The following is a 20422-nucleotide window of genomic DNA, read 5'->3' on the forward strand; positions in this document are numbered from 1 at the left end:
CCGACCGGAGAGCCCCAATGCAGTCAGAGCCCAGCAACCCCGGCGGCGCGCCTCACCAAGAGGCCGTCAGCCTCCAGTGTCTTCAGTGCGGAGGCACACAGTTCACTCACCCCGCCAACGTCAAAGACGACGACCAGCTTTCCTGCACCGCCTGCGGTGCCGTCGCCACCATAGCGCAGCTTCGAGACCATGCCATCAGCGAGCGTGCGCGCCAGCTTGCCGCCGGCCTCTTCACTGAGGGGCTCAAAGGCGTCAAGGGCTGGAAGAAGCTCCCGTAGCGCCTCGCCAATTGCGCGCTGCAGATCGCTGCAGTCCAAGACCAGAGTGATGCGGCCAACCTGCGGCGCTTGCTGGTGTAGATCCACCATCCCCAACCCCACTTGCCCGATCAGCGGGCCACTGCGCCGCGACATGCGGCTGGCGGATTCTGCAAGAAATTTAGCGGTCGCTATTGCCGTTGACTTTCGCTTACGTTAAAGTCTTCCTCACACCCCCCGAACAACGGCAACCGCCGGGGGTGCTGAGGCAACCGTGGCATCTGGCATCGACCTCGGCGGCGACAGGCCGCCCAACATCGTGTACCTCAGCGGGGAGGCCAACCCGCTGAACCTGGCGCCGCACGACCGGCGCTTCTGGGTGGCCGCACCGGACATGCCGGTGCCCGCGCCAGCCAACTGGCCGGCCCGCCCCACCGACAAGCCGGTGCTGCGCAACGAGCTGTGGGAAGCCTTCCGCAACCACGCGCGCGGCACCTGGACGGTGGCGGTGTATCCGCACCAGGGCAGCACCGCGTCCCTGGCCATGCAGGACTATGTGGTCGACGACTTCGGCAACCTGCGTGAGCTGGGCGCCGCAGCAGCCCAGGCCAACACCGACTGGTACGCCAGCCTCTACACCATCGACCAGGCCGCTTGCGAGTGGATGGACCAGTTCAGCGCCCCGGTGCGCCCCGGCAGCGCCCTGCATGCCATGCACCAGACGGCCCAGGCCAGCAAGCCCGACGATGACGTGCAGGCCATCCGCCTGCCCGAGCCGTACTACACCGGCCACGCGGCCACCCTGCTGGTGCAGGACGACCCGCACTGGCGCAGCCGTGATCCGCTGTACAGCGTGCTGCTCGAGCACGACGAAGACCGCCTGGTGCTCACCCGTCGCCAGGTGCGCGCCCTGGTGGCCGGCCTCACCGCGCTGCTGCTGACCGCCTGCGGCGGTGGCGACCCCGAAGACGGCCCGCCCGATGTGCCCACGCCCAGCGTGGTGTGCACCGCCAGCGCACCCGGGTGCGCACGATGAGCGCCGCTGTGTCTGATGACGACAGCCTGGGCGCTGAGGCGGGCCAGGTGCATTTGGCCAACGGCGCCACGGTGCAACCCGGCACCGCGCAGCACCAGGCCCAGCAAGCCCGGCCTTGGCTGCTGGAGGTGGTGGAGCGCCGCGCTTACCGCGCCGGCTGGTGGTGGGGCTTCAGCAGCGGGCTGATCTGTGGCTGCGGCAGCACGGCGCTGCTGATGGTGCTGGCGTACACCGTGTGGCAGGCCGTGCAATGCCCCGGGTGCTGATCCCATCGGCTGAGCAGCTGGTCGCGGCCTGGCAGCGCTGCAAGCGGCGCACCTGGCCCGCCACCTTCGATGCCGCCATGGCTGACCCGCTGTACAGCCGGCTGGTGAACATGACCGCGCTGCAGACCATGTTGCGCGATGCCCGCGCGGCCAAGCGCGCGCAGCTGCAGGCGGCACAGCCCAGCCCGCACCGCACGCCCTGGCCGCCCCGCCGGCCCTCAGCCACCACCAGCCCGCTGCCCAGCCCTCCTGACCGCAAGCGCCTGGCCGCAGGCGACACCGACGATGACGACTGACTGCACCACCACCGCGCCGGCCCTCATCGGTGGTGCCGCCGCTGCCGCTGACAACCTGCCAGGCTTTGCTGAGCGCGGCAGCCCAGGCCGCATGGCTGTGCTTCAGCTGCTGGCACAGCACCCGGCCGGCGTTCGCACGTCGGTGGTGCGGGCCGTGATGCGCCGGGCTGACCCGCGCATCTTCGACGAAGAGCGCGCCCGCTACGTGCTGCAGCGCCTGCGTGCCGCTGGCCTGGCCAGCACTGAGCGCGATGCCGAACTGCAGCTGGTGTGGTTCAGCCCTGGCGTGCGCCGCACGCAGCAACTGCGGGGCGGCTGGCAGCCCGACACCAGCCCCGCCACCGGCCCCACCACGGCCGCCGATTGACCCTCACCACCATCACCATGACCGACACCACCCTGGCCGCCCCGGCCGCCGTGCAGCCGCTGGAAGGCGCGCTGCGCATCCCCGTGGGGCTGATCACCCCCAGCCCGCTGAACCCGCGCAAGACCTGGAAGCCCGAGAAGGTGGCCGCCATGGCCGCCGACATGGCCGTCAACGCGCAGATCCAGCCCATCCGCGTGCGGCCCAACCCGCTGCATACCCCCAGCAACGGCCGCCCGCCGTATGAGATCGTGGTGGGTGAAACCCGCTGGCGCGCCGCACCCCAGGCTGGCCTGGACGCGCTGGACGCGGTGCTGCGTGACTGCACCGACCAGGAGCTGATCAAGCTGGCCCTGGCCGAGAACACCAAGCGCCAGGACCTGCACCCGCTGGAAGAGGCCGACGGCTTTGCCGCCCTGCTGCGCGCTGACGACGGCCTGCAGGGCTATGCCAGCAAGGAAGACCTGGCCGCCGCCGTGGGCGTGAGCCCCAGCTACGTGTACCAGCGCCTGAAGCTGCGCAACCTGTGCAAGCCCGCGCGTGATGCCTTCCTGGCCGGCACCATCGACGCCAGCGTGGCGCTGCTGATCGCCCGCATGCCTGACCAGACCGAGCAGGCCCGCGCCACGGCGCGCATCGTCAGCGGCTTCGGTGGTGAGCCGTACAGCTACCGCCAGGCCAGTGAGTTCCTGAAGCGCGAGTTCATGCTGGCGCTGACGCTGGCGCGCTTCGACACCACCGCCACCTACAACGTGGCCGGCCCTTGCAGCGCCTGCCCCAAGCGCAGCGGCGCCGCGCCTGACCTGTTTGCAGATGTGGCCGGCGGTGGCGACCTGTGCCAGGACGCCCGCTGCTACCAGGCCAAGGCCGAAGAGGCGCACCAGCAGCTGCTGCAGGCCGCGCGCGATGCCGGCCGCACCGTGCTGCAGGGCGCCGCCGCCCGCAAGGTGCTGCCCCGGCCTGATGCCGAGCCCATCGGCCACTACCGGCTGGATGCCCCCTGCCCGGCGCTGACCGACAGCCAGCGCCCGCTGCGCGCCCTGCTGGGCAGCGGCTTCGCCGGCAGCATCGTGGTGGTGGACGTGCCCGGCAGCGCCCCGCTGGAGCTGGTGACGGCCGACGCCGCACAGCGCGCCATCAAGGCCCGCGGGCTGCTGCGTTCGCAGACGGTGAAGGCTGCGCCGGCTAAGGCCGCCCCGGCTGCAGCGCCGGCCCAGCCGCTGTTCAAGCCCAAGGCCACCGACAGCGGCGCCGGTGTATGCAGCGCACCCGCCGCAGAGCCCGCAACCACTGGCGAAGCCCCTCCACCGCGGGGGGAGGGGGCGGCGGTGGCGAAGGATGCCGGCACCGGTGGTGCCGGCATGGAAGACAACACCCCCGCGCCGGGCCGCGGTGTGGCGGTGACGGTGAATGACGCGGCCACGGCCGAAGCGCTGGAGCGTGCCAAGTTCGGCGAGCTGCTGCTGGCCGAGCTGGAGGAAGCGCTGGCCGAAGGCGGCGAGCCGCCGCTGCTGATCTTGCGGCTGGCGATCACTGCCATGTGGGATGAAGCCAGTGCCGAAGAGTGCAGCCTGCTCTACACCGTGATGGGCTGGACGCTGGACGGCGCTTATAGCGAAGACTTCGCCCGCCGCGTGCGCGTGGCCGATGGCGCGGCGCTGGCCGGGCTGCTGATGCTGGTGCTGGCCGCGCGTGACTGCGCTGACGAGCTGGTGCCCGCAGCCACCATGCACGTGCGGCCGGCCGGTGTGCTGGCCAAGCACTTCGGCATCCCGCTCGACCGGGTGCTGCGCGATGCGCGCATCGCCGTGCGGGGCGCCCCAGTGCAAGACGCCACGGCCGCATTCGTGGCGGCCCACCGCCCCGCAAGCGGGGCGGATGAAGTGTCCGACGAGGCATCGGCCCCCAGGCGTGAGCCCGTCACCGACCCCAACTGGGAATTCCCCAAGGGTCACATCTGAGGGGGCCGATGCCCCACTGCCACCAGCAACACACAGGAGAAGCACCGTGCACCCCACCGACCCCAGCGCTGGCCACCAGGTGGCCAGCCCGCCGCAGCAGCCGGCAGCCGCTGCTGCCCAGCCCACCCCGCAGATCCCGCAGATGTGGGCCATCGTTGAACTGATGGGCCACCAGCGCGTGGCCGGCACCATCAGCCATGACTTGACCTTCGGCGCGCCGCTGATGCGCGTGGACGTGCCCGAGGTGGTGTACCTCGACAGCGTGTGGCGCAACGGCGCGTTCGTGGACGTGGAGCGCCGCATCCCTGCGCACAGCCGCAGCGTGGGCCACCCGGCCGTGTTCACCATCCACTGGGTGGACGAAGCCACCGCCCGCCTGGCCGCGGTGCAGATCAAGGCCAGCCCGCTGAAGCTGATCAGCCTGCACAGCGCGCTGGACTCGGTGCCCGAGGCTGAGCGCCAGGCCCTGCTGCAGCTGACGCGCAGCAGCGCGCTGATCGCGGCCGATGACGCGGGAGACAACGATGGCCCTCTCTGACCATAAGACCGCAGCGCTGGCCATGAAGCCGGACATCCTGACCGTCAGCGGGCACTACTTCGATTTCCTGCAACCCGAGGAAAGCTACTTCGGCATCGGCGACATCGCACATGCGCTGTCCCACATCTGCCGCTTCACTGGCCACAGCCGCAGCTTCTACTCGGTGGCACAGCACAGCGTGCTGGTGTCGCGCATCGTGCCGCCCGAGCACGCGCTGGCCGGGTTGCTGCATGACGCGGCCGAGGCATTCATTGGCGATGTGGCCAAGCCGCTGAAGCAGTTGCTGCCCGACTACAAAGCAATCGAGAAGCGCGTCGAAGCGGCAGTGTTCAGCCGCTTTGGACTACCGGCTGACTTGCCGCTGTGCGTGAAAGAGGCCGATCTGGTGATGTTGGCCACTGAGAAGCGTGACTTGATGCCAGGCGACCGTCACACCTGGGAGTGCATTGCCGGCCTGCACCCCTTGGTCGATCGCATTGACCCCTGGCCCTGCGAAGAGGCGTGCCTGATGTTCCTGAGCCGATTCAACAAGCTGACTGGGGCGTAAGCATGAGCAAGTGCATCACCGACTACGCCCAGGCCACCGCCGATCTGGCCGCAATGACGGCCCGCAAGGATGCCGCGTACCTGGAGCGCAACTGCTGCGTGGCGCTGATCGCCCGCATGGCGCTGGCCATGGGCTGGACGGCCGGCACCGCGCGCACGGCCATCGAAGGCTGGAGCGAAGACTGGCACGGCTGCGTCTACATCGACTTGCCCACCGGCCAGGCCAGCTGGCACTACCACGACAGCCAGGCGCACCTGTTCAGCGATTTGCCGGCCTACACCGGCGCGTGGGATGGGCACGACACGCCCGAGAAGTACCGCCGCGTGGCCATGGCGTTTGAAGGCGGCCGGCCCAGCTTTCTGGTGAACCAGCTGCAGCGGCTGGAGATGCAGGCCGGCGACGTGGCGGTGCTGCAGTGCGACCGGCTGCTGACCGGCGACCAGCGCCGCATGCTGAAAGACGTCGCCACCCTCGCCTTCGGCCCTGACGTGAAGGCGATGGTGCTGGACGCGGGGCTGCGCCTGGGCGTTGTGACGCCGCCGCCGGTGGCAGCGCAGCCCACCGGCACGCCGGCCAGCGAGGCGGGCTAAGACATGCTGCGCCCCCAGTACATCCTGCCCCTCGCCGACGAGCTGGTGGTCGACTTGTTTGCCGGCGGTGGAGGCGCCAGCTGCGGCATCGAGCAGGCCATCGGCCGGCACGTGGACATTGCGGTCAACCACGACCCCGAGGCGGTGAGCCTGCACCAGGCCAACCACCCGCAGACCGAGCACCACGTCAGCAACGTGTGGGAGGTGGACCCGCGCGTGGTGTGCGCCGGCCGGCCGATCGGCCTGCTGTGGGCCAGCCCTGACTGCACCTTCCACAGCAAGGCCCGGGGCGGCAAGCCCTTTCGCGACCGCAACAAGGCGCGCCGCCGCCGTGGCCTGGCCAGCATCGTGGTGAAGTGGGTGCGCATGCTCAAGCCCACCGGCCAGCACCCGCGCGTCATCCACCTGGAGAACGTGGAAGAGTTTCAGCACTGGGGCCCGCTGCTGGCCGACGGCACGCCCTGCCCTGAGCGCCGCGGCAGCAGCTTCGGCCGCTGGGTGGCCCAGCTGCGCAACCTGGGGTACGTTGTGGAATGGCGCGAGCTGCGCGCCTGCGACTACGGCGCGCCCACCATCCGCAAGCGGCTGTTTCTGGTGGCGCGGCGCGACGGCCAGCCCATCGTGTGGCCCGAGCCCACCCACGCCGCGAAGCCGGCCAAGGGCAGCGGCCTGAAGCCCTGGCGCACGGCGGCCAAGGGCAGCGGCCTGAAGCCCTGGCGCACGGCGGCCGAGTGCATCGACTGGAGCCTGCCGTGCCCCAGCATCTTCGAGCGCGATCGCCCGCTGGCCGAGGCGACGCTGCGCCGCGTGGCGCGCGGGGTGATGCGCTATGTGGTGGAGGCGGCCAAGCCCTTCATCGTTCACATCGCCCACGGCGAGGGCAAGCCCGGCGGTGTGCAGCGCTGGGGCAGCGGCGCGCATGACATCGACAAGCCGGCGCCCACCATCACCACCAAGGCCGAGCACATGCTGGCCGTGCCCACCCTGGTGCAGACCGGCTATGGCGAGCGCCCCGGCCAGGCGCCGCGCGTGCCCGGCATCGACAAGCCGCTGGGCACGGTGGTGGGCGGCCAGAAGCATGCGCTTGTGGCCGCCTTCCTGGCCAAGCACTACGGCGGCGTCACCGGCCACGGCGTGGAGCAGCCACTGGGCACGGTGACCACCAGCGACCACCACAGCCTGGTGGCCGGCACGCTGGTGGGCGTGGGCGGCCGCACCGGCCAGGGTCAGGCCAGCAGCTACAGCGCCGACCGACCGGCGCGCACGGTGACAGCCAAGGCCGACACAGCCGTGGTGGCAGCGTTCCTGACCGCCTACTACGGCAGCGACCAGGACACCCCGCTGGCTGACCCCATGCACACCGTCACCACCAAGCCGCGGTTCGCGCTGGTGATGGTCGACGGCGTACCGCACGCCATTGCCGACATCGGCATGCGCATGCTGCAGCCGCGCGAGCTGTACATGGCGCAGGGCTTCCCGTCCAGCTACGTGATCGACCGCGGCGCCGACGGCCGGGCGCTGAGCAAGGCCGCCCAGGTGCGGATGTGCGGCAACAGCGTGTGCCCGCCGCTGGCTGAGGCGCTGGTGCGGGCGAACTACAGCGAGCGCCAGGCGCTCAAGCGCGCGGCGTAAGCCGCTGGAAGGACCGAGCACATGAACATCATCAAGTGGGCCCTGTGGGCCCTGGGCCTGGGCGGCAAGCCCTATGTGTGGAACGAGTGACCGTGGCCACGTCTCGCCTGCCCACCAGGGCCTTGCTGCAGCAGCAGGCCCGCAAGGCCCAGCTGCTGGCCCGCATGCACATCAGCCAGGCAGCCCGGCAGGCTGCCAAGCGCGGCGCGCAGCCGCTGTCTGCCAGCCAGCGCCAGGAGCTGAGCATGGCCCACCACGTGAACTTGGACGCCATCTGCAGCGGCAAGGCCGAGCCCACGATGCTGTGGGACTTCATCGGCAGCGTGCTGTGCTGGTGGAAGGCCGCGCAGCTGCTACAGGCCGGCGTGGACGAGATGGACGCGCAGCTGGAGGTGGCCGCTCGCCTGTGCGAACGCTGGAGCCGCACCGGCCGCGTGCTGTTCGATGGCCCTGACATGCAGCTGGCCCGCGACGGCGTGGTCTACATGGACCAGCTGGCCGAGCTGGTGGATACCGCCACCGCCTGCCAGGCGGCCGACTGGAGCCAGCGCGAGGTTGAACGACTGGAGGCCGCGGCGCTGCAGATGCGCGCGCAGACCCAGCAGAAGAAGGAAGGACAGGAAGCATGAGCACCACCGTCACCGTCTACACCGCAGAGCAGGTGGCGCAGCTGCTCGGCTGCGCCGTGAAGACCGTGGAGCAGATGGCCCGCGACGGCGAGCTGGCCGGCGTGAAGCCGGGCGGCGGCTGGGTGTTCCCGGCCGGTGCGCTGGCCCAGCGGCTGGACCAGCTGGCGCTGGAGCAGGCCGCCGGCCGCCGCAAGACGCCGGCACCGGTGGCCACCACGGTGCACCAGGTCGACAAGCCCCGGCGCGGCCCGAAGCCGCGCGCGCTGCCCAAGCTGGTGCCGATGGGTGGGCAGGCATGAGCGACGACAAGCCGATCCGCGTGCGGCTGTCGCGCGCCAAGGGCTGGCGCATGCCCCCGAACACCGTGAAGGTTGACCGCACGACGAAGTGGGGGAACCCGTTCATCGTGGGCAAGGATGGCACCCAGGCGCAGTGCGTCTACTGGTTCCGCTTGATGCTCGGCGGGGCCATCCACATGAGCAGCGTTGCGGGCTACAAGGCGCTGGAGCAGTACCGAGCGATGGCCCTGAAGGATGCAGCCGAGCTGCGCGGCAAGTCGCTGGCCTGCTGGTGCCGTGCTGGCACGCCCTGCCACGCTGACGAGCTGCTGCGGCTGGCGAACGAGGGCATGAAACGATGAAGATTGCCTGCGACGCCACTCTTTACCGTCAGCTCAATGCGACTGTCGGGCAGCGCCCGCGCGGTCGGCAGCCCTACGGTAGCCGGTGGTCAGCACTGCATGGCGAGGCTTACCGCATGTGGCTGAGCAGCGGCGACGAGCCGGCAGAAACTCCGGCCTTTGGCATGCGCGCTCTGATGGTGCTGGAAGACGACGACGACAAGGCCGGCGCCGCGTGCGCACAGCTCTGGCGCTTGGCTTTGCGGCACCTGACATGGCGCGAGGTTGATGTGCTGCGATTTCGGTACATCCACGACCTGACCTTGAAAGAGACCGGGGCACGAATGCTGGTAACCCAGGAGCGTGTTCGCCAGATCGAAGTCAAGGCCCTGGGTGTGCTGCAGCGGCTGGCAAACAGGCATGTGAATCCATGAGCGAGATCGACGAGTGCACTGACCGCCTGGTGACCGCAATGCGCCTGCTGGAAATGCAGCTGGCTGAGCTGCAGATGAACACCCAGCGCGCGACAGCCACGATGCACATCGTGCATGAGCTGGTGCAGCGTGCATGGCACCTGCATGCCGGGCATGCCAACCCCAAACCGATCAGCGAGAACACGCTGATCCTTCTGGCAACTTTGGCCGCGCAAGACGCCATCGACGACGCGAGGGGCATCTAGCCCAGTCGCGCCGCCAGATCCTCGCCCCGGAGGCTGGCATACCGCAGCGCCATCGCCAAGCTTGACCAGCCCATGATCCGCGCGATCTCCACATCGCTGAACACCCAGCGCCCGGCCGGATCGCGCAGCTCGAACCACCGGCAGGTGGCCTCGTGCCGCAGATCGTGCTCGGTGAACGCCGGCACGCCGGCATAGCGGAACAGCGAAGCGAAGCGCGCCGACAGGCGCCGCGTGGCTGGGTCCAGGTCTTCCGGCGTGCCCTTCCAGTACGGCCACAGCAGCCCCACGCGGCCGGCGCACCAGCTGGCCAGCGCATCACGCAGGTGGCGCTTCAGCGGCACCACCCGCGGCTTGATGGCGCCGCGCGTGCCCTTGCTGCCCTCCACCCGCAAGATGCCCTTGGCGGTGTCCACCTGGTCAGCGCGCAGGCGGTAGGCCTCGCGCAGGCGCAGCCCGGTGTCCAGGATCACGCTGAAGAACAGCTCGAAGGCCAGATCGGGCCCGGCGCCGGCCGCGCCCGTCCACGGCCGCTCGCGGTCGTCGCGCTTCACGCCGGCCAGCGCCTGGCGGATGGCGGCTTCCTCGGCCGGCAGCAGCCGGCGATCACGCTGCACATCGTGCCGTGGCGCCAGCGGCCGGCCCTTCACTGATCGGCCGGCCAGCTCGCGCTGCTCAGCCTCGGTGTACTGGCTGTAGCCCACCGGCAGCAGGCGCAGCGGGTTCACCGGCGCTGCGGCGGTGTCGCCGGCCTTCACGGTGCTGGCCAGGTGCCAGTCCAGCACCCTGGCCAGCGCGCCCACGCGCTTGCGGATGGTGCCGGGCGCCTGGTGGTGCTTCATCTTCAGCTCACGCACCCAGGTGTCGGTCGCCCAGCGGTAGGTGACGGCGCTCACGCGCAGGCCGGCCAGCTCGGGCAGCATGGTGCCCAGCAGCTTGCTGTCGCTTGCCGTCAGGTGCGGGGCGCTGTTCAAGTAGCCGCGCACCACCGCCACCAGCAGCGGATCGTCGGCCGCGCGGGGCTCGCCAGCCATCAGCTCAGCCGGCACCACGCCGCGGTCCAGCATGGCGTCCATCTGCTGGCCGTAGCTGTCGGCCTCGGCCTCGGTGGCGAACGTGGCATAGAACGGCCGCGGCAGCAGCCGGTGCTTCACCCGCAGCTCGAACCGCGCGCCCCGTGGCCTGACGTGGTGGGACATGGGCACCTCCAGCGCAGATGCCACTCGACTGGACGGCCAACATGGTCCGCCTGCGGGTGGCATTGCCACCTCCTGCGGGTGGCATGCCACAGATTCTGACGGATTCCTGGGGCGGAAAGCAAAACGCCCCGAGGGTGCGGGGCGTCTAAGTGCTTGTCGTTGCAGTGATTTCTTGGAGGCGCGATCCGGAGTCGAACCGGACTAGACGGATTTGCAATCCGTTGCATAACCGCTTTGCTATCGCGCCATGCCGGAAACCGGGCTCTCTGACAAAAACGGGAAGCCTAGGCTTCCCGTTTCGAATTTGGAGCGGGAGACGAGTCTCGAACTCGCGACCTCAACCTTGGCAAGGTTGCGCTCTACCAACTGAGCTACTCCCGCAGGGCATCCAGTTGCCTGGATTCTTGCCTGCTTCGCTGCGCACTTGTTTTCGTGTTCAGCGAAGCTAGCATTCTAGGGGCGTTTGATGCGATCTGGCAAGCCCCTCGCAAAACTTTTTAGTGCGGCAGGGCGTCCGACGATCCGGTGGCCGACGCCACGTCGGGCTTGGCGGCCTCGACCTTGGCCGGCACCGGCTCGTCCTCGGGCAGGGAGGGCGGCATGGACTCCAGCGCGATCTCCAGCACCCGCTCGATCCAGCGCACCGGCACGATCTCGAGGTGGTTCTTCACGTTCTCGGGAATGTCCTGCAGGTCCTTGACGTTCTCTTCCGGGATCAGCACCGTCTTGATGCCGCCGCGGTGGGCCGCCAGCAGTTTCTCCTTCAGGCCGCCGATCGCCGTGATCTCGCCGCGCAGCGTGATCTCGCCGGTCATCGCCACGTCGGCGCGCACCGGGATGTTGGTCAGTGCCGAGACGAAGGCGGTGGCCATGGCCGCACCGGCGCTGGGGCCGTCCTTGGGCGTGGCGCCGTCGGGCACGTGGATGTGGATGTCGCGCTTCTCGAACATCTCGTCCTTCACGCCCAGGCGGCGTGAACGGCTGCGGATGACCGAACGGGCGGCTTCCACCGACTCCTTCATCACGTCGCCCAGCGAGCCGGTGCGGATGATGTTGCCCTTGCCGGGCATCACCGCCGCCTCGATGGTGAGCAGGTCGCCGCCGACTTCTGTCCACGCCAGACCAACCACCTGGCCGACCTGGTTCTTCTTCTCGGCGCGGCCGTAGTCGAACTTGCGCACACCGAGGAAGTCGTTCAGGTTGTCCTCGTTGACCACCACCTTGCCGTCGACCTTCTTGAGCTGGATGCTCTTGACGGTCTTGCGGCAGATCTTCGAGACCTCGCGCTCCAGCGAGCGCACGCCGGCCTCGCGGGTGTAGTAGCGGATGATGCCGCGGATGGCCGATTCGGTGACGTCCAGCTCGTCGTCCTTCACGCCATTGTTCTTGCGCTGCTTGGGCAGCAGGTAGCGCTGGGCGATCGAGACCTTCTCGTCCTCGGTGTAGCCCGACAGGCGAATGACTTCCATCCGGTCGAGCAGCGCCGGCGGAATGTTCATGCTGTTGGACGTGGCGATGAACATCACGTCCGACAGGTCGAAGTCGACCTCGACATAGTGGTCGCTGAAGGTGTGGTTCTGCTCGGGGTCGAGCACCTCCAGCAGCGCCGAACTCGGATCGCCACGGAAGTCCATGCCCAACTTGTCGATCTCGTCGAGCAGGAACAGCGGGTTGCGCACGCCCACCTTGGTCAGGCTCTGCAGGACTTTGCCCGGCATGCTGCCGATGTAGGTGCGGCGGTGGCCGCGGATCTCGGCTTCGTCACGCACGCCGCCCAGGGCCATGCGCACGAACTTGCGGCCCGTGGCGCGCGCCACGCTCTGGCCCAGCGAGGTCTTGCCCACGCCCGGGGGGCCGACCAGGCACAGGATCGGCGCCTTGACCTTGTCGACACGCTGTTGCACCGCGAGGTACTCGAGGATGCGTTCCTTGACCTTGTCGAGGCCGTAGTGGTCTTCGTTCAGCACCTCTTCGGCCAGCGGCAGGTCGTGCTTGACCTTGCTCTTCTTGGCCCAGGGCAGGCCGATGAGCGTGTCGATGAAGTTGCGCACCACGGTGGCTTCGGCCGACATGGGCGACATGAGCTTGAGCTTCTTCAGCTCCGAGTCGGCCTTCTTGCGGGCCTCCTTGCTCATCTTGGCGGCTTCGATCTTCTTCTCGAGTTCCTCGAGATCGGCGCCCTCCTCGCCATCGCCCAGTTCCTTCTGGATGGCCTTGACCTGCTCGTTCAGGTAGTACTCGCGCTGGCTCTTCTCCATCTGGCGCTTGACGCGGCCACGGATGCGCTTTTCCACCTGCAGGATGTCGACTTCATGTTCCAGCAGCTCCAGCAGCTTCTCCAGCCGCTTGGCCACGACGAACAGGTCGAGCACGCTCTGCTTGGCCTCCAGCTTCAGCGGCAAGTGCGCGGCGATGGTGTCGGCCAGGCGGCCCGGATCGTCGATGCCGGCGATGCTGGTCAGGATCTCGGGCGGGATCTTCTTGTTGAGCTTGACGTACTGGTCGAACTGCTGCGTCACGGCGCGGCGCAGGGCCTCGACTTCCGGCGACGGCTCGCCGGCCGGCTGCACCGGCACCACATCGGCGGTGAAGTGCTCGGCGGTGTCGTGGATGGCCTGGGTCTCGGCGCGCTGCACGCCTTCGACCAGCACCTTCACCGTGCCGTCGGGCAGCTTCAGCATCTGCAGGATGCTGGAGACGCAGCCGATCTCGAACATGTCCTCGGGCTTCGGCTCGTCCTTGCCGGCGGCCTTCTGGGCCACCAGCATGATCTGGCGGCCGGCTTCCATCGCGGCTTCCAGCGCCTTGATGGACTTGGGCCGGCCCACGAACAGCGGGATGACCATGTGCGGGAACACGACCACGTCACGCAGCGGCAGCAGCGGCAGGGTGATGGGGTCAGGCGGAAGAATGGGATGTCCAGACATGAGGGGAACCTCTCTTTCTCAAACCGACATGGGGTTTGAGCGGGCGAATGCAAGGACGGGGGCGGCACGCTGGCCGGCAACCCCGCTGGCCTGGATCACAACGGCGACAGCGGCGCTCAGGCGCTGGCCTTTTGTTCGCGGTACACGAGCAGGGGCTTGGCGCCCTCCTCGACGATGTGCTCGTCGATCACCACCTTCGCCACGCCGTCCATCGTCGGCAGGTCGAACATGGTGTCGATCAGGGCGTTCTCCATGATGGAGCGCAGACCGCGCGCACCGGTCTTGCGCTTGAGCGCCTTGCGGGCAATGGCAGACAGGGCCGAGGGGCGCACTTCCAGCTCCACCCCGTCCATGCCGAACAGCTTCTGGTACTGCTTGACCAGTGCGTTGCGCGGCTCGGTGAGGATCTGGATCATGGCCGACTCGGTCAGCTCGCCCAGGGTGGCCACCACCGGCAGGCGGCCCACCAGCTCGGGGATCAACCCGAACTTGATCAGGTCTTCAGGCTCGGCCTCGCGGAACAGGTCGGCCGCGCGCTTCTCGGTCTTGCTGTGCACGCTGGCGCCGAAGCCGATGCCCGACTTCTCGGTGCGGTTCTGGATCACCTTCTCCAGGCCGTCGAAGGCACCGCCGCAGATGAACAGGATGTTGGTCGTGTCGATCTGCAGGAAGTCCTGGTTCGGATGCTTGCGGCCGCCCTGCGGCGGCACGCTGGCCATCGTGCCTTCGACCAGCTTCAGCAGGGCCTGCTGCACGCCCTCACCCGAGACATCACGGGTGATGCTGGGGTTGTCGGCCTTGCGGCTGATCTTGTCGATCTCGTCGATGTACACGATGCCGCGCTGGGCCCGCTCGACGTCGTAGTTGCAGTTCTGCAGCAGCTTCTGGATGATGTTCTCGACATCCTCGCCCACGTAGCCGGCTTCGGTCAGCGTGGTGGCATCGGCGATGACGAAGGGCACGTTCAGCAGCTTGGCCAGGGTCTGCGCCAGCAAGGTCTTGCCGCTGCCGGTGGGGCCGATCAGCAGGATGTTGCTCTTGGTGAGCTCCACCTCTTCCTTGGCCGCATTGGCGCTGATGAACTTCAGCCGCTTGTAGTGGTTGTAGACGGCCACCGACAGCGTGCGCTTGGCCGCATCCTGGCCGATCACGTACTGGTCGAGGGTGGTCTTGATCTCCAGCGGCGCTGGCAGATCGGACTTGGCTGCCTTGGCACCACCTGGCTCGGCCGGGGCCTCGTCACGGATGATGTCGTTGCACAGCTCGATGCACTCGTCGCAGATGAAGACCGACGGGCCGGCAATGAGCTTCTTCACCTCATGCTGGCTCTTGCCGCAGAAGCTGCAGTACAGGACTTTTTCGCCGGAGGCGCCCTTCTTGTCGGCCATGTGTAGAGGTGTGCTTTGCTCAGGCGTTGGGGATTGACATCGATGATAGAGCAATCGCCCGCGGTGGCTTTCGCGACACCGCAGGCGGGTGATCAGCCGCGCTTGGCGATCACCTGGTCGATCAGGCCATAGGTCTTGGCCTCTTCGGGCGACATGTAGTAGTCGCGCTCCATGTCGGCGGCGATCTTCTCGAAGCTCTGGCCAGTGCGGTCGGCGTAGATGCGGTTGAGCTGCTCGCGGGTCTTGAGGATCTCGCGGGCGGTGATCTCGATGTCGGTGGCCTGGCCCTGCGCGCCACCCGACGGCTGGTGGATCATGATCTTGGCGTTGGGCAGCGAGATGCGCTTGCCCTTGGCGCCGGCCATCAGCAGGAAGCTGCCCATGCTGGCGGCCATGCCCATGCACAGGGTGCTGACATCGGGCTTGATGAAGTTCATCGTGTCGTAGATCGACAGGCCGGCGCTGACGCTGCCGCCCGGGCTGTTGATGTACAGGAAGATGTCCTTGTCGGGGTTCTCGCTTTCCAGGAACAGCATCTGGGCCACCACCAGGTTGGCGGTGGCGTCATTGACCGGGCCGACCAGGAAGATGATGCGTTCGCGCAGCAGGCGGCTGTAGATGTCGTAGGCGCGTTCGCCCCGTCCCGATTGCTCGATGACGATGGGCACCATGCCCAGGGCTTGCGTCTCCAATGCACTCATGGTTGTCCTCGGATGATTTGACTGACTGCGCCGATTATGGCCCCCTGCACAGGGGCTTGCAGGCGATGAAAAAAGGGGCGCCGACCTGTCAGTCGTGCGCCCCCGGTGGCCGCAGCGCCGCCCTCTGCAGGGCGGCTTCTGCAGCGATCAGGCCGTCATCAGCTCGTCAAAAGGCAGGGCCTTGTCGACCACCTTGACCAGACTCAAGACATGGGCGGTGACGTTGTTCTCGATCACCACTGCTTCCACCTCGGCCATGCGCTGGCGGTCCGACAGGTACCAGCGCATCACGTCGGCCGGCTTCTCGTAGCTCTGGCTCATCTCTTCGATGTGCGCCTGCAGCTGCTCGGGCTTGGCCTGCAGGTTGTTGGCACGCACCAGCTCGGCCACCACCAGGCCCAGGCGCACGCGGCGCTCGGCCTGCGGCTGGAACAGCTCGCTGGGGATCGGCGCCTTGTCGGCGTCCTTGATGCCGCGCTGCTTCAGGTCGTCACGGGCATTGGCCACCAGGCGCTCCAGCTCGTTGTCGACCAGGGCCTTGGGCACGTCCAGCGTGGCCACCTTCAGCAGCGCGTCCATCGCGGCGCCCTTGTTGCGGCCCAGCACGCGGAACTTGACCTCGCGCTCCAGGTTCTTCTTCACGTCGGCACGCAGGCCGTCCACCGTGCCATCGGCAATGCCCAGGCTCTGGATGAAGGCTTCGGTCAGCTCGGGCAGGTTCTGGGCCTCGATCTTCTTCATCGTGACCAGGAAATCGGCTTCCTTGCCGGCCACGTCCTTGCCGTGGTAGTCCTCGGGGAACTGCAGCGGGAAGGTCTTGTTGTCGCCCACCTTCATGCCGCGCACGGCCTTGTCGAACTGCTCCAGCATCTGGCCTTCGCCGATGATGAACTGGAAGGCGTCGGCCTTGCCGCCGGAGAAGGTCTCGCCGTCGATCTTGCCCTCGAAGTCGATGGTGACGCGGTCGGTTTCGGCGGCGCCTTCGGCGGCCGGGCGCTGGGCAAAGGTGCGGCGCTGCTTGCGCAGGATGTCGACGGTGCGGTCGATCGCGGCCTCGGTCACCTCGCTGCTGAAGCGCTCGACTTCCACGGTGGTCAGGTCACCCAGGGTCACCTCGGGGTAGACCTCGAAAGTGGCGTCGAAGGCCAGCTGGCCCTCGGGCGCGCCTTCCTTGGGGGTGACGCGCGGCACGCCGGCCACGCGCAGCTGGGCTTCGTTGGCGGCGCTGGCGAAGGCCTGGCCGATCTTGTCGTTCATCACCTCGCTCTGCACCGAGTAGCCGTAGCGCTGGGCCACCACGCTCATCGGCACCTTGCCGGGGCGGAAGCCGTCGGCCTTGACGGTGCGGGACAGCTTCTTCAGCCGGGTCTCGATCTCGGCGTTGAGGTCATTGGCCGGGATCAGCAGCGTGATGCGGCGCTCGAGCTTTTCAAGGGTTTCGACGGTGACAGCCATGGGGGACTCGCTGGAAAGGTTGGGGCTGGTGCGCGGGGCCGGACTCGAACCGGCACGCCCGTGAAGGCGTCAGGACCTAAACCTGGTGCGTCTACCGATTTCGCCACCCGCGCGGGAAATCTCTGAGGGCAGCAGGCCCGCACGACCGGGTGCAGGCCCGCCGGACACGCCGGAAAACCGGCGATTCTAGCCCGCTGCCACTGCCGGGTCGGCCGGGTCTTCCCGCCGCACGCGGAACCATGCCGCATACATCGCCGGCAGGGCCAGCAGCGTCAGCGCGGTGGCCACGATCAGCCCGCCCATGATGGCCACCGCCATCGGGCCCCAGAACACGCTGCGGGTGAGCGGGATCATCGCCAGCACCGCGGCGGCGGCCGTCAGCACGATGGGCCGGAAGCGGCCGACCGTGGCCTCGACGATCGCGTCCCAGGCCGGCAGGCCGTGGGCGCGGTTCTGCTCGATCTGGTCGATCAGGATCACCGAGTTGCGCATGATCATGCCCATCAGCGCGATCACGCCCAGCAGCGCCACGAAGCCGAACGGCCGGTTGAACAGCAGCAGCGCCGCCGCCACGCCGGCAATGCCCAGCGGCCCGGTCAGGAACACCAGCATCGCCCGCGAGAAGCTGTGCAGCTGCAGCATCAGCAGGGTGAAGATGATGAACAGCATGATCGGCATGCCGGCGACGATGCTGCCGGTGCCCTTGCTGCTCTGCTCCTGCGCGCCGGCGATGCGGATGTCGTAGCCTGGCGGCATGCTCGCCTTCAGCGCCTGCAGCTGCGGCCAGATTGCCTGGGTGACGGTGGGGCCTTGCACGCCGTCGATCACGTCGCCCTGCACGGTGATGGCGTACTGCCGTCCCTCGCGCCACAGCACGCCCGGCTCCCAGGCCAGGTCGATCTTGGCGATCTGCGTCAGCGGGATGCTGCGGCCGGTGCTGGTGGGCACGAAGGCATTGCCGATGTCGGTGAGCACGTTGCGCTCGTCCAGCGGCTGGCGCAGCACGATGTCGATGAGCTTGTCGCCCTCGCGGTACTGGCCCACGGTGGTGCCGCTCAGGCCGCCGCGCGAGCCCTGGGCGATGGACTGGCTGCTGACGCCCAGCGCACGGGCCTTGTCCTGGTCGATCTGCAGCCGCAGGGTCTTGATCTGCTCGTTCCAGTTGTCGTTGACGCCGCGCATCGCCGGGTGGCCGGCCAGGATGGCCTTGACCTGGTCGCCGTACTGGCGCACCACGGCACCATCGTCGCCCAGCACGCGGAACATCACCGGATAGTCCACCGGCGGGCCGTTGGGCAGCACCTTCACCCGGGCGCGGGCTTCCGAAAACTCTTCGGCCAGCAGCGCCGGCAGCTTCTGGCGGATGCGCTCGCGCGCGGCCAGGTCCTTGGGCAGCAGGATGGCCTGGCTGGCGTTGCTCTGCGGAAAGATCTGGTTGAGCGGCAGGTAGAAGCGCGGCACGCCGGCGCCGATCCAGAAGGTGACGCTCTGCAGGTCAGGCTCCTTCATCATCCTGGCCTCGAAGCGGCGGGCCAGCGCCTCGGTCTCGCGCTGGGTGCTGCCCTCGGGCAGCCACAGGTCGACCAGGATCTCGGGCCGGCTGGAATCGGGGAAGAACTGCTGCTGCACCTTGCCCAGCGCAAAGATGCCGCCGCCGAACAGCGCCAGCGTCAGCGCCAGCGTGATCCAGCGGTGGCGCACGCAGGCACCCACCAGCTGGCGGAAGCGTTCGTAGAACGGCGTGTCGAACAGCTCGTGCGGCGTGCCGGTGGTCTGCTTGCGGGTGTGAAGCAGCCAGGCGCCCAGGTAGGGCACGAAGTACACTGACACCACCCAGCTGATGACCAGCGCCGCCGAGGTGACGGCGAAGATGGCGAAGGTGTATTCACCCGTCACCGACTTGGCCATGCCGATGGGCAGGAAGCCGGCCGCGGTGATCAACGTGCCGGTCAGCATCGGCATGCTGGTCACCTCGTAGGCGTAGGTGGCGGCGGCCTTCTTGTCCCAGCCCTCCTCCAGCTTGCGCACCATCATCTCCACCGCAATGATGGCGTCGTCCACCAGCAGGCCCAGGGCGATGATCAGGCTGCCCAGGCTGATCTTGTGCAGGCCCACGCCCCAATAGAACATGGTGATGAAGGTGATGGCCAGCACCAGCGGAATGGTGATGCCCACCACCAGGCCGGGCCAGATGTCGATGCGCAGCGGCCGGGTGTGCAGGCCCAGGCTCAGGAAGCTGACGGCCAGCACCACCACCACCGCCTCGATCAGCACCTTGACGAACTCATTGACCGATCGGGTGACGGCGGCCGGCTGGTCCTGCACCTGCTCCAGCGTGATGCCGGCGGGCAGGTCGGCGCGCAGTTGCGCCACCCGCACCTGCAATGCCTTGCCCAGGTCGACGATGTCGCCACCCTTGGCCATCGACACGCCCAGCGCGATCACCGGCTTGCCCTGGTGGCGCACCTTCACCGCCGGCGGGTCGATGGTGCCGCGGCGGATGTCGGCGATGTCGCCCAGGCGCAGCGTGCTGGCCTGGCCGGTGGCGGGGTTGATGGCGCGGATCGAGAAGCGCTTGAGGTCGTCCACCGAGCGCAACGCCCCCTCCACCCGCACCTGGAAGTTCTGCGTGCCGGCGTCCAGCAGTCCGGCGCCCTCCACCGTGTTCTGCGCCGCCAGCTGGGCGATCACCTGGTTCATGTCCAGGCCCAGCGCCGCCAGCCGCTTCTGCGAGATCTCGACGAAGATCTTCTCCGCCTGGGCGCCGAACACCTCCACCTTGGCCACATCGCGCACCCGCAGCAGCTGGGTGCGCACCTGCTCGGCGAAGACGCGCAGTTCCTCGTCGCTGAAACCGTCGGCCGACAGCGCGAAGATGCTGCCGTAGACATCGCCGAAGTCGTCGTTGAAGACCGGCCCGATGACGCCCTGCGGCAGCGTGCTGCGCATGTCGCCGATCTTCTTGCGCACCTGGTACCAGGTGCCGGTCACGTCCTTGGGCGGGGTGCTGTCCTTCAGCTCCAGCAAGGTCAGCGATTCGCCGGGCTTGGTGTAGCTGCGGATCACGTCGCTGTTGGGCACCTCCTGCAGCGTGCGCTCGATCTTGTCGGTCACCTGCTCGGCCATCTGCTGGGCGGTGGCGCCCGGCCAGAAGGCCTGCACCACCATCACCCGGAAGGTGAACGGCGGGTCCTCGTCCTGGCCCAGCTGGAAGTAGGCCGCGAAGCCCAGCACCATCATCACCACCATCAGGTAGCGGGTCAGGGCCGGGTGCTCCAGCGCCCAGCGCGAGATGTTGAAACCGGAGGGCTGGCTGCCCGGGGTCGGCGTGCTGTGCATGG

21 protein-coding genes and 3 tRNA genes are annotated in these 20422 nt (G+C 68.3%); 15 read left to right on the plus strand and 9 right to left on the minus strand.

Translation table 11 applies throughout. The annotated features are described in order from the left end of the window. Positions 1-17: 17 nt before the first annotated feature. The 15 genes from FFT10_RS28925 (at position 18) to FFT10_RS03005 (ending at position 9414) form a co-directional block, all read left to right on the plus strand. A complete protein-coding gene (locus FFT10_RS28925; RefSeq protein ID WP_444544321.1) occupies positions 18-278 on the plus strand; it encodes an ECs_2282 family putative zinc-binding protein in 261 nt (86 codons plus the stop codon). A 253-nt stretch (positions 279-531) separates the two neighbouring features. Further along, positions 532-1293 (plus strand): hypothetical protein, encoded by a 762-nt coding sequence (locus FFT10_RS02940; RefSeq protein ID WP_137731257.1) that lies wholly within the window; start codon positions 532-534, stop codon positions 1291-1293. 8 nt (positions 1294-1301) lie between these two features. Continuing rightward, positions 1302-1559 carry a hypothetical protein gene (locus tag FFT10_RS02945; RefSeq protein WP_137731258.1) on the plus strand — a complete coding sequence of 86 codons (258 nt, stop codon included), beginning with the start codon at positions 1302-1304 and terminating at the stop codon, positions 1557-1559. Positions 1560-1636: 77 nt separating this feature from the next. Continuing rightward, on the plus strand, positions 1637-1855 hold the full coding sequence (locus FFT10_RS02950) for a hypothetical protein (RefSeq protein WP_137731259.1): 219 nt from the start codon (positions 1637-1639) through the stop codon (positions 1853-1855). After that, a complete protein-coding gene (locus FFT10_RS02955; RefSeq protein ID WP_137731260.1) occupies positions 1845-2222 on the plus strand; it encodes a hypothetical protein in 378 nt (125 codons plus the stop codon). The genes FFT10_RS02950 and FFT10_RS02955 overlap by 11 nt, the downstream gene beginning before the upstream one ends. A gap of 17 nt (positions 2223-2239) precedes the next feature. After that, positions 2240-4180, plus strand: a complete 1941-nt coding sequence (locus tag FFT10_RS02960; RefSeq protein ID WP_137731261.1) for a ParB/RepB/Spo0J family partition protein — start codon at positions 2240-2242, stop codon at positions 4178-4180. Positions 4181-4226: 46 nt separating this feature from the next. Beyond that, entirely contained in the window at positions 4227-4718 is a 492-nt protein-coding gene (locus FFT10_RS02965; protein ID WP_137731262.1) for a hypothetical protein, read from the plus strand. Next, entirely contained in the window at positions 4705-5265 is a 561-nt protein-coding gene (locus FFT10_RS02970; RefSeq protein ID WP_228026921.1) for a metal-dependent phosphohydrolase, read from the plus strand. Before FFT10_RS02965 ends, FFT10_RS02970 begins: the two co-directional genes overlap by 14 nt. Positions 5266-5267: 2 nt before the next feature. Beyond that, positions 5268-5855, plus strand: coding sequence for a WDGH domain-containing protein (locus tag FFT10_RS02975; RefSeq protein ID WP_137731263.1), 588 nt, complete (start codon positions 5268-5270; stop codon positions 5853-5855). Between the two features lie 3 nt (positions 5856-5858). Further along, a complete protein-coding gene (locus tag FFT10_RS02980; protein ID WP_137731264.1) occupies positions 5859-7487 on the plus strand; it encodes a DNA cytosine methyltransferase in 1629 nt (542 codons plus the stop codon). 92 nt (positions 7488-7579) lie between these two features. Further along, a complete protein-coding gene (locus FFT10_RS27615; RefSeq protein WP_154694075.1) occupies positions 7580-8116 on the plus strand; it encodes a hypothetical protein in 537 nt (178 codons plus the stop codon). Further along, positions 8113-8415, plus strand: a complete 303-nt coding sequence (locus FFT10_RS02990; protein ID WP_137731265.1) for a helix-turn-helix domain-containing protein — start codon at positions 8113-8115, stop codon at positions 8413-8415. The genes FFT10_RS27615 and FFT10_RS02990 overlap by 4 nt, the downstream gene beginning before the upstream one ends. Then, positions 8412-8756 carry a DUF4326 domain-containing protein gene (locus FFT10_RS02995; RefSeq protein ID WP_137731266.1) on the plus strand — a complete coding sequence of 115 codons (345 nt, stop codon included), beginning with the start codon at positions 8412-8414 and terminating at the stop codon, positions 8754-8756. The genes FFT10_RS02990 and FFT10_RS02995 overlap by 4 nt, the downstream gene beginning before the upstream one ends. Further along, on the plus strand, positions 8753-9169 hold the full coding sequence (locus FFT10_RS03000; protein WP_137731267.1) for a sigma factor-like helix-turn-helix DNA-binding protein: 417 nt from the start codon (positions 8753-8755) through the stop codon (positions 9167-9169). The genes FFT10_RS02995 and FFT10_RS03000 overlap by 4 nt, the downstream gene beginning before the upstream one ends. Beyond that, positions 9166-9414: a hypothetical protein gene (locus FFT10_RS03005; protein WP_137731268.1), complete on the plus strand. Its 249-nt coding sequence runs from the start codon at positions 9166-9168 to the stop codon at positions 9412-9414. The genes FFT10_RS03000 and FFT10_RS03005 overlap by 4 nt, the downstream gene beginning before the upstream one ends. On the opposite strand, the gene FFT10_RS03010 is transcribed toward FFT10_RS03005, so the two are convergent. The 9 genes from FFT10_RS03010 to FFT10_RS03050 all read right to left on the minus strand — a co-directional run bounded on the left by FFT10_RS03010 (position 9411) and on the right by FFT10_RS03050 (position 20420). Continuing rightward, positions 9411-10610, minus strand: coding sequence for a site-specific integrase (locus tag FFT10_RS03010; protein WP_162520681.1), 1200 nt, complete (start codon positions 10608-10610; stop codon positions 9411-9413). The genes FFT10_RS03005 and FFT10_RS03010 overlap by 4 nt on opposite strands. Positions 10611-10783: 173 nt before the next feature. After that, positions 10784-10857 (minus strand) — tRNA-Cys (locus FFT10_RS03015). A gap of 58 nt (positions 10858-10915) precedes the next feature. Next, positions 10916-10991: transfer RNA gene (locus FFT10_RS03020), tRNA-Gly, on the minus strand. A gap of 116 nt (positions 10992-11107) precedes the next feature. Next, entirely contained in the window at positions 11108-13537 is a 2430-nt protein-coding gene (gene lon, locus FFT10_RS03025) for an endopeptidase La (RefSeq protein ID WP_137731270.1), read from the minus strand. 116 nt (positions 13538-13653) lie between these two features. Beyond that, positions 13654-14925, minus strand: a complete 1272-nt coding sequence (clpX, locus tag FFT10_RS03030) for an ATP-dependent Clp protease ATP-binding subunit ClpX (protein WP_137731271.1) — start codon at positions 14923-14925, stop codon at positions 13654-13656. A gap of 92 nt (positions 14926-15017) precedes the next feature. Continuing rightward, on the minus strand, positions 15018-15626 hold the full coding sequence (gene clpP, locus FFT10_RS03035) for an ATP-dependent Clp endopeptidase proteolytic subunit ClpP (RefSeq protein ID WP_137731272.1): 609 nt from the start codon (positions 15624-15626) through the stop codon (positions 15018-15020). Positions 15627-15773: 147 nt separating this feature from the next. Beyond that, entirely contained in the window at positions 15774-17081 is a 1308-nt protein-coding gene (gene tig / locus FFT10_RS03040; RefSeq protein WP_137731273.1) for a trigger factor, read from the minus strand. 26 nt (positions 17082-17107) lie between these two features. Then, positions 17108-17194 (minus strand) — tRNA-Leu (locus tag FFT10_RS03045). A gap of 73 nt (positions 17195-17267) precedes the next feature. Next, the gene (locus tag FFT10_RS03050) at positions 17268-20420 is read right to left on the minus strand and encodes an efflux RND transporter permease subunit (protein WP_137731274.1); all 3153 of its coding nucleotides are present in this window, start codon (positions 20418-20420) and stop codon (positions 17268-17270) included. Between the last annotated feature and the right edge of the window lie 2 nt (positions 20421-20422).

It is taken from the genome of Pseudaquabacterium pictum (genome assembly GCF_005403045.1).
GTDB lineage: Bacteria > Pseudomonadota > Gammaproteobacteria > Burkholderiales > Burkholderiaceae_C > Pseudaquabacterium > Pseudaquabacterium pictum.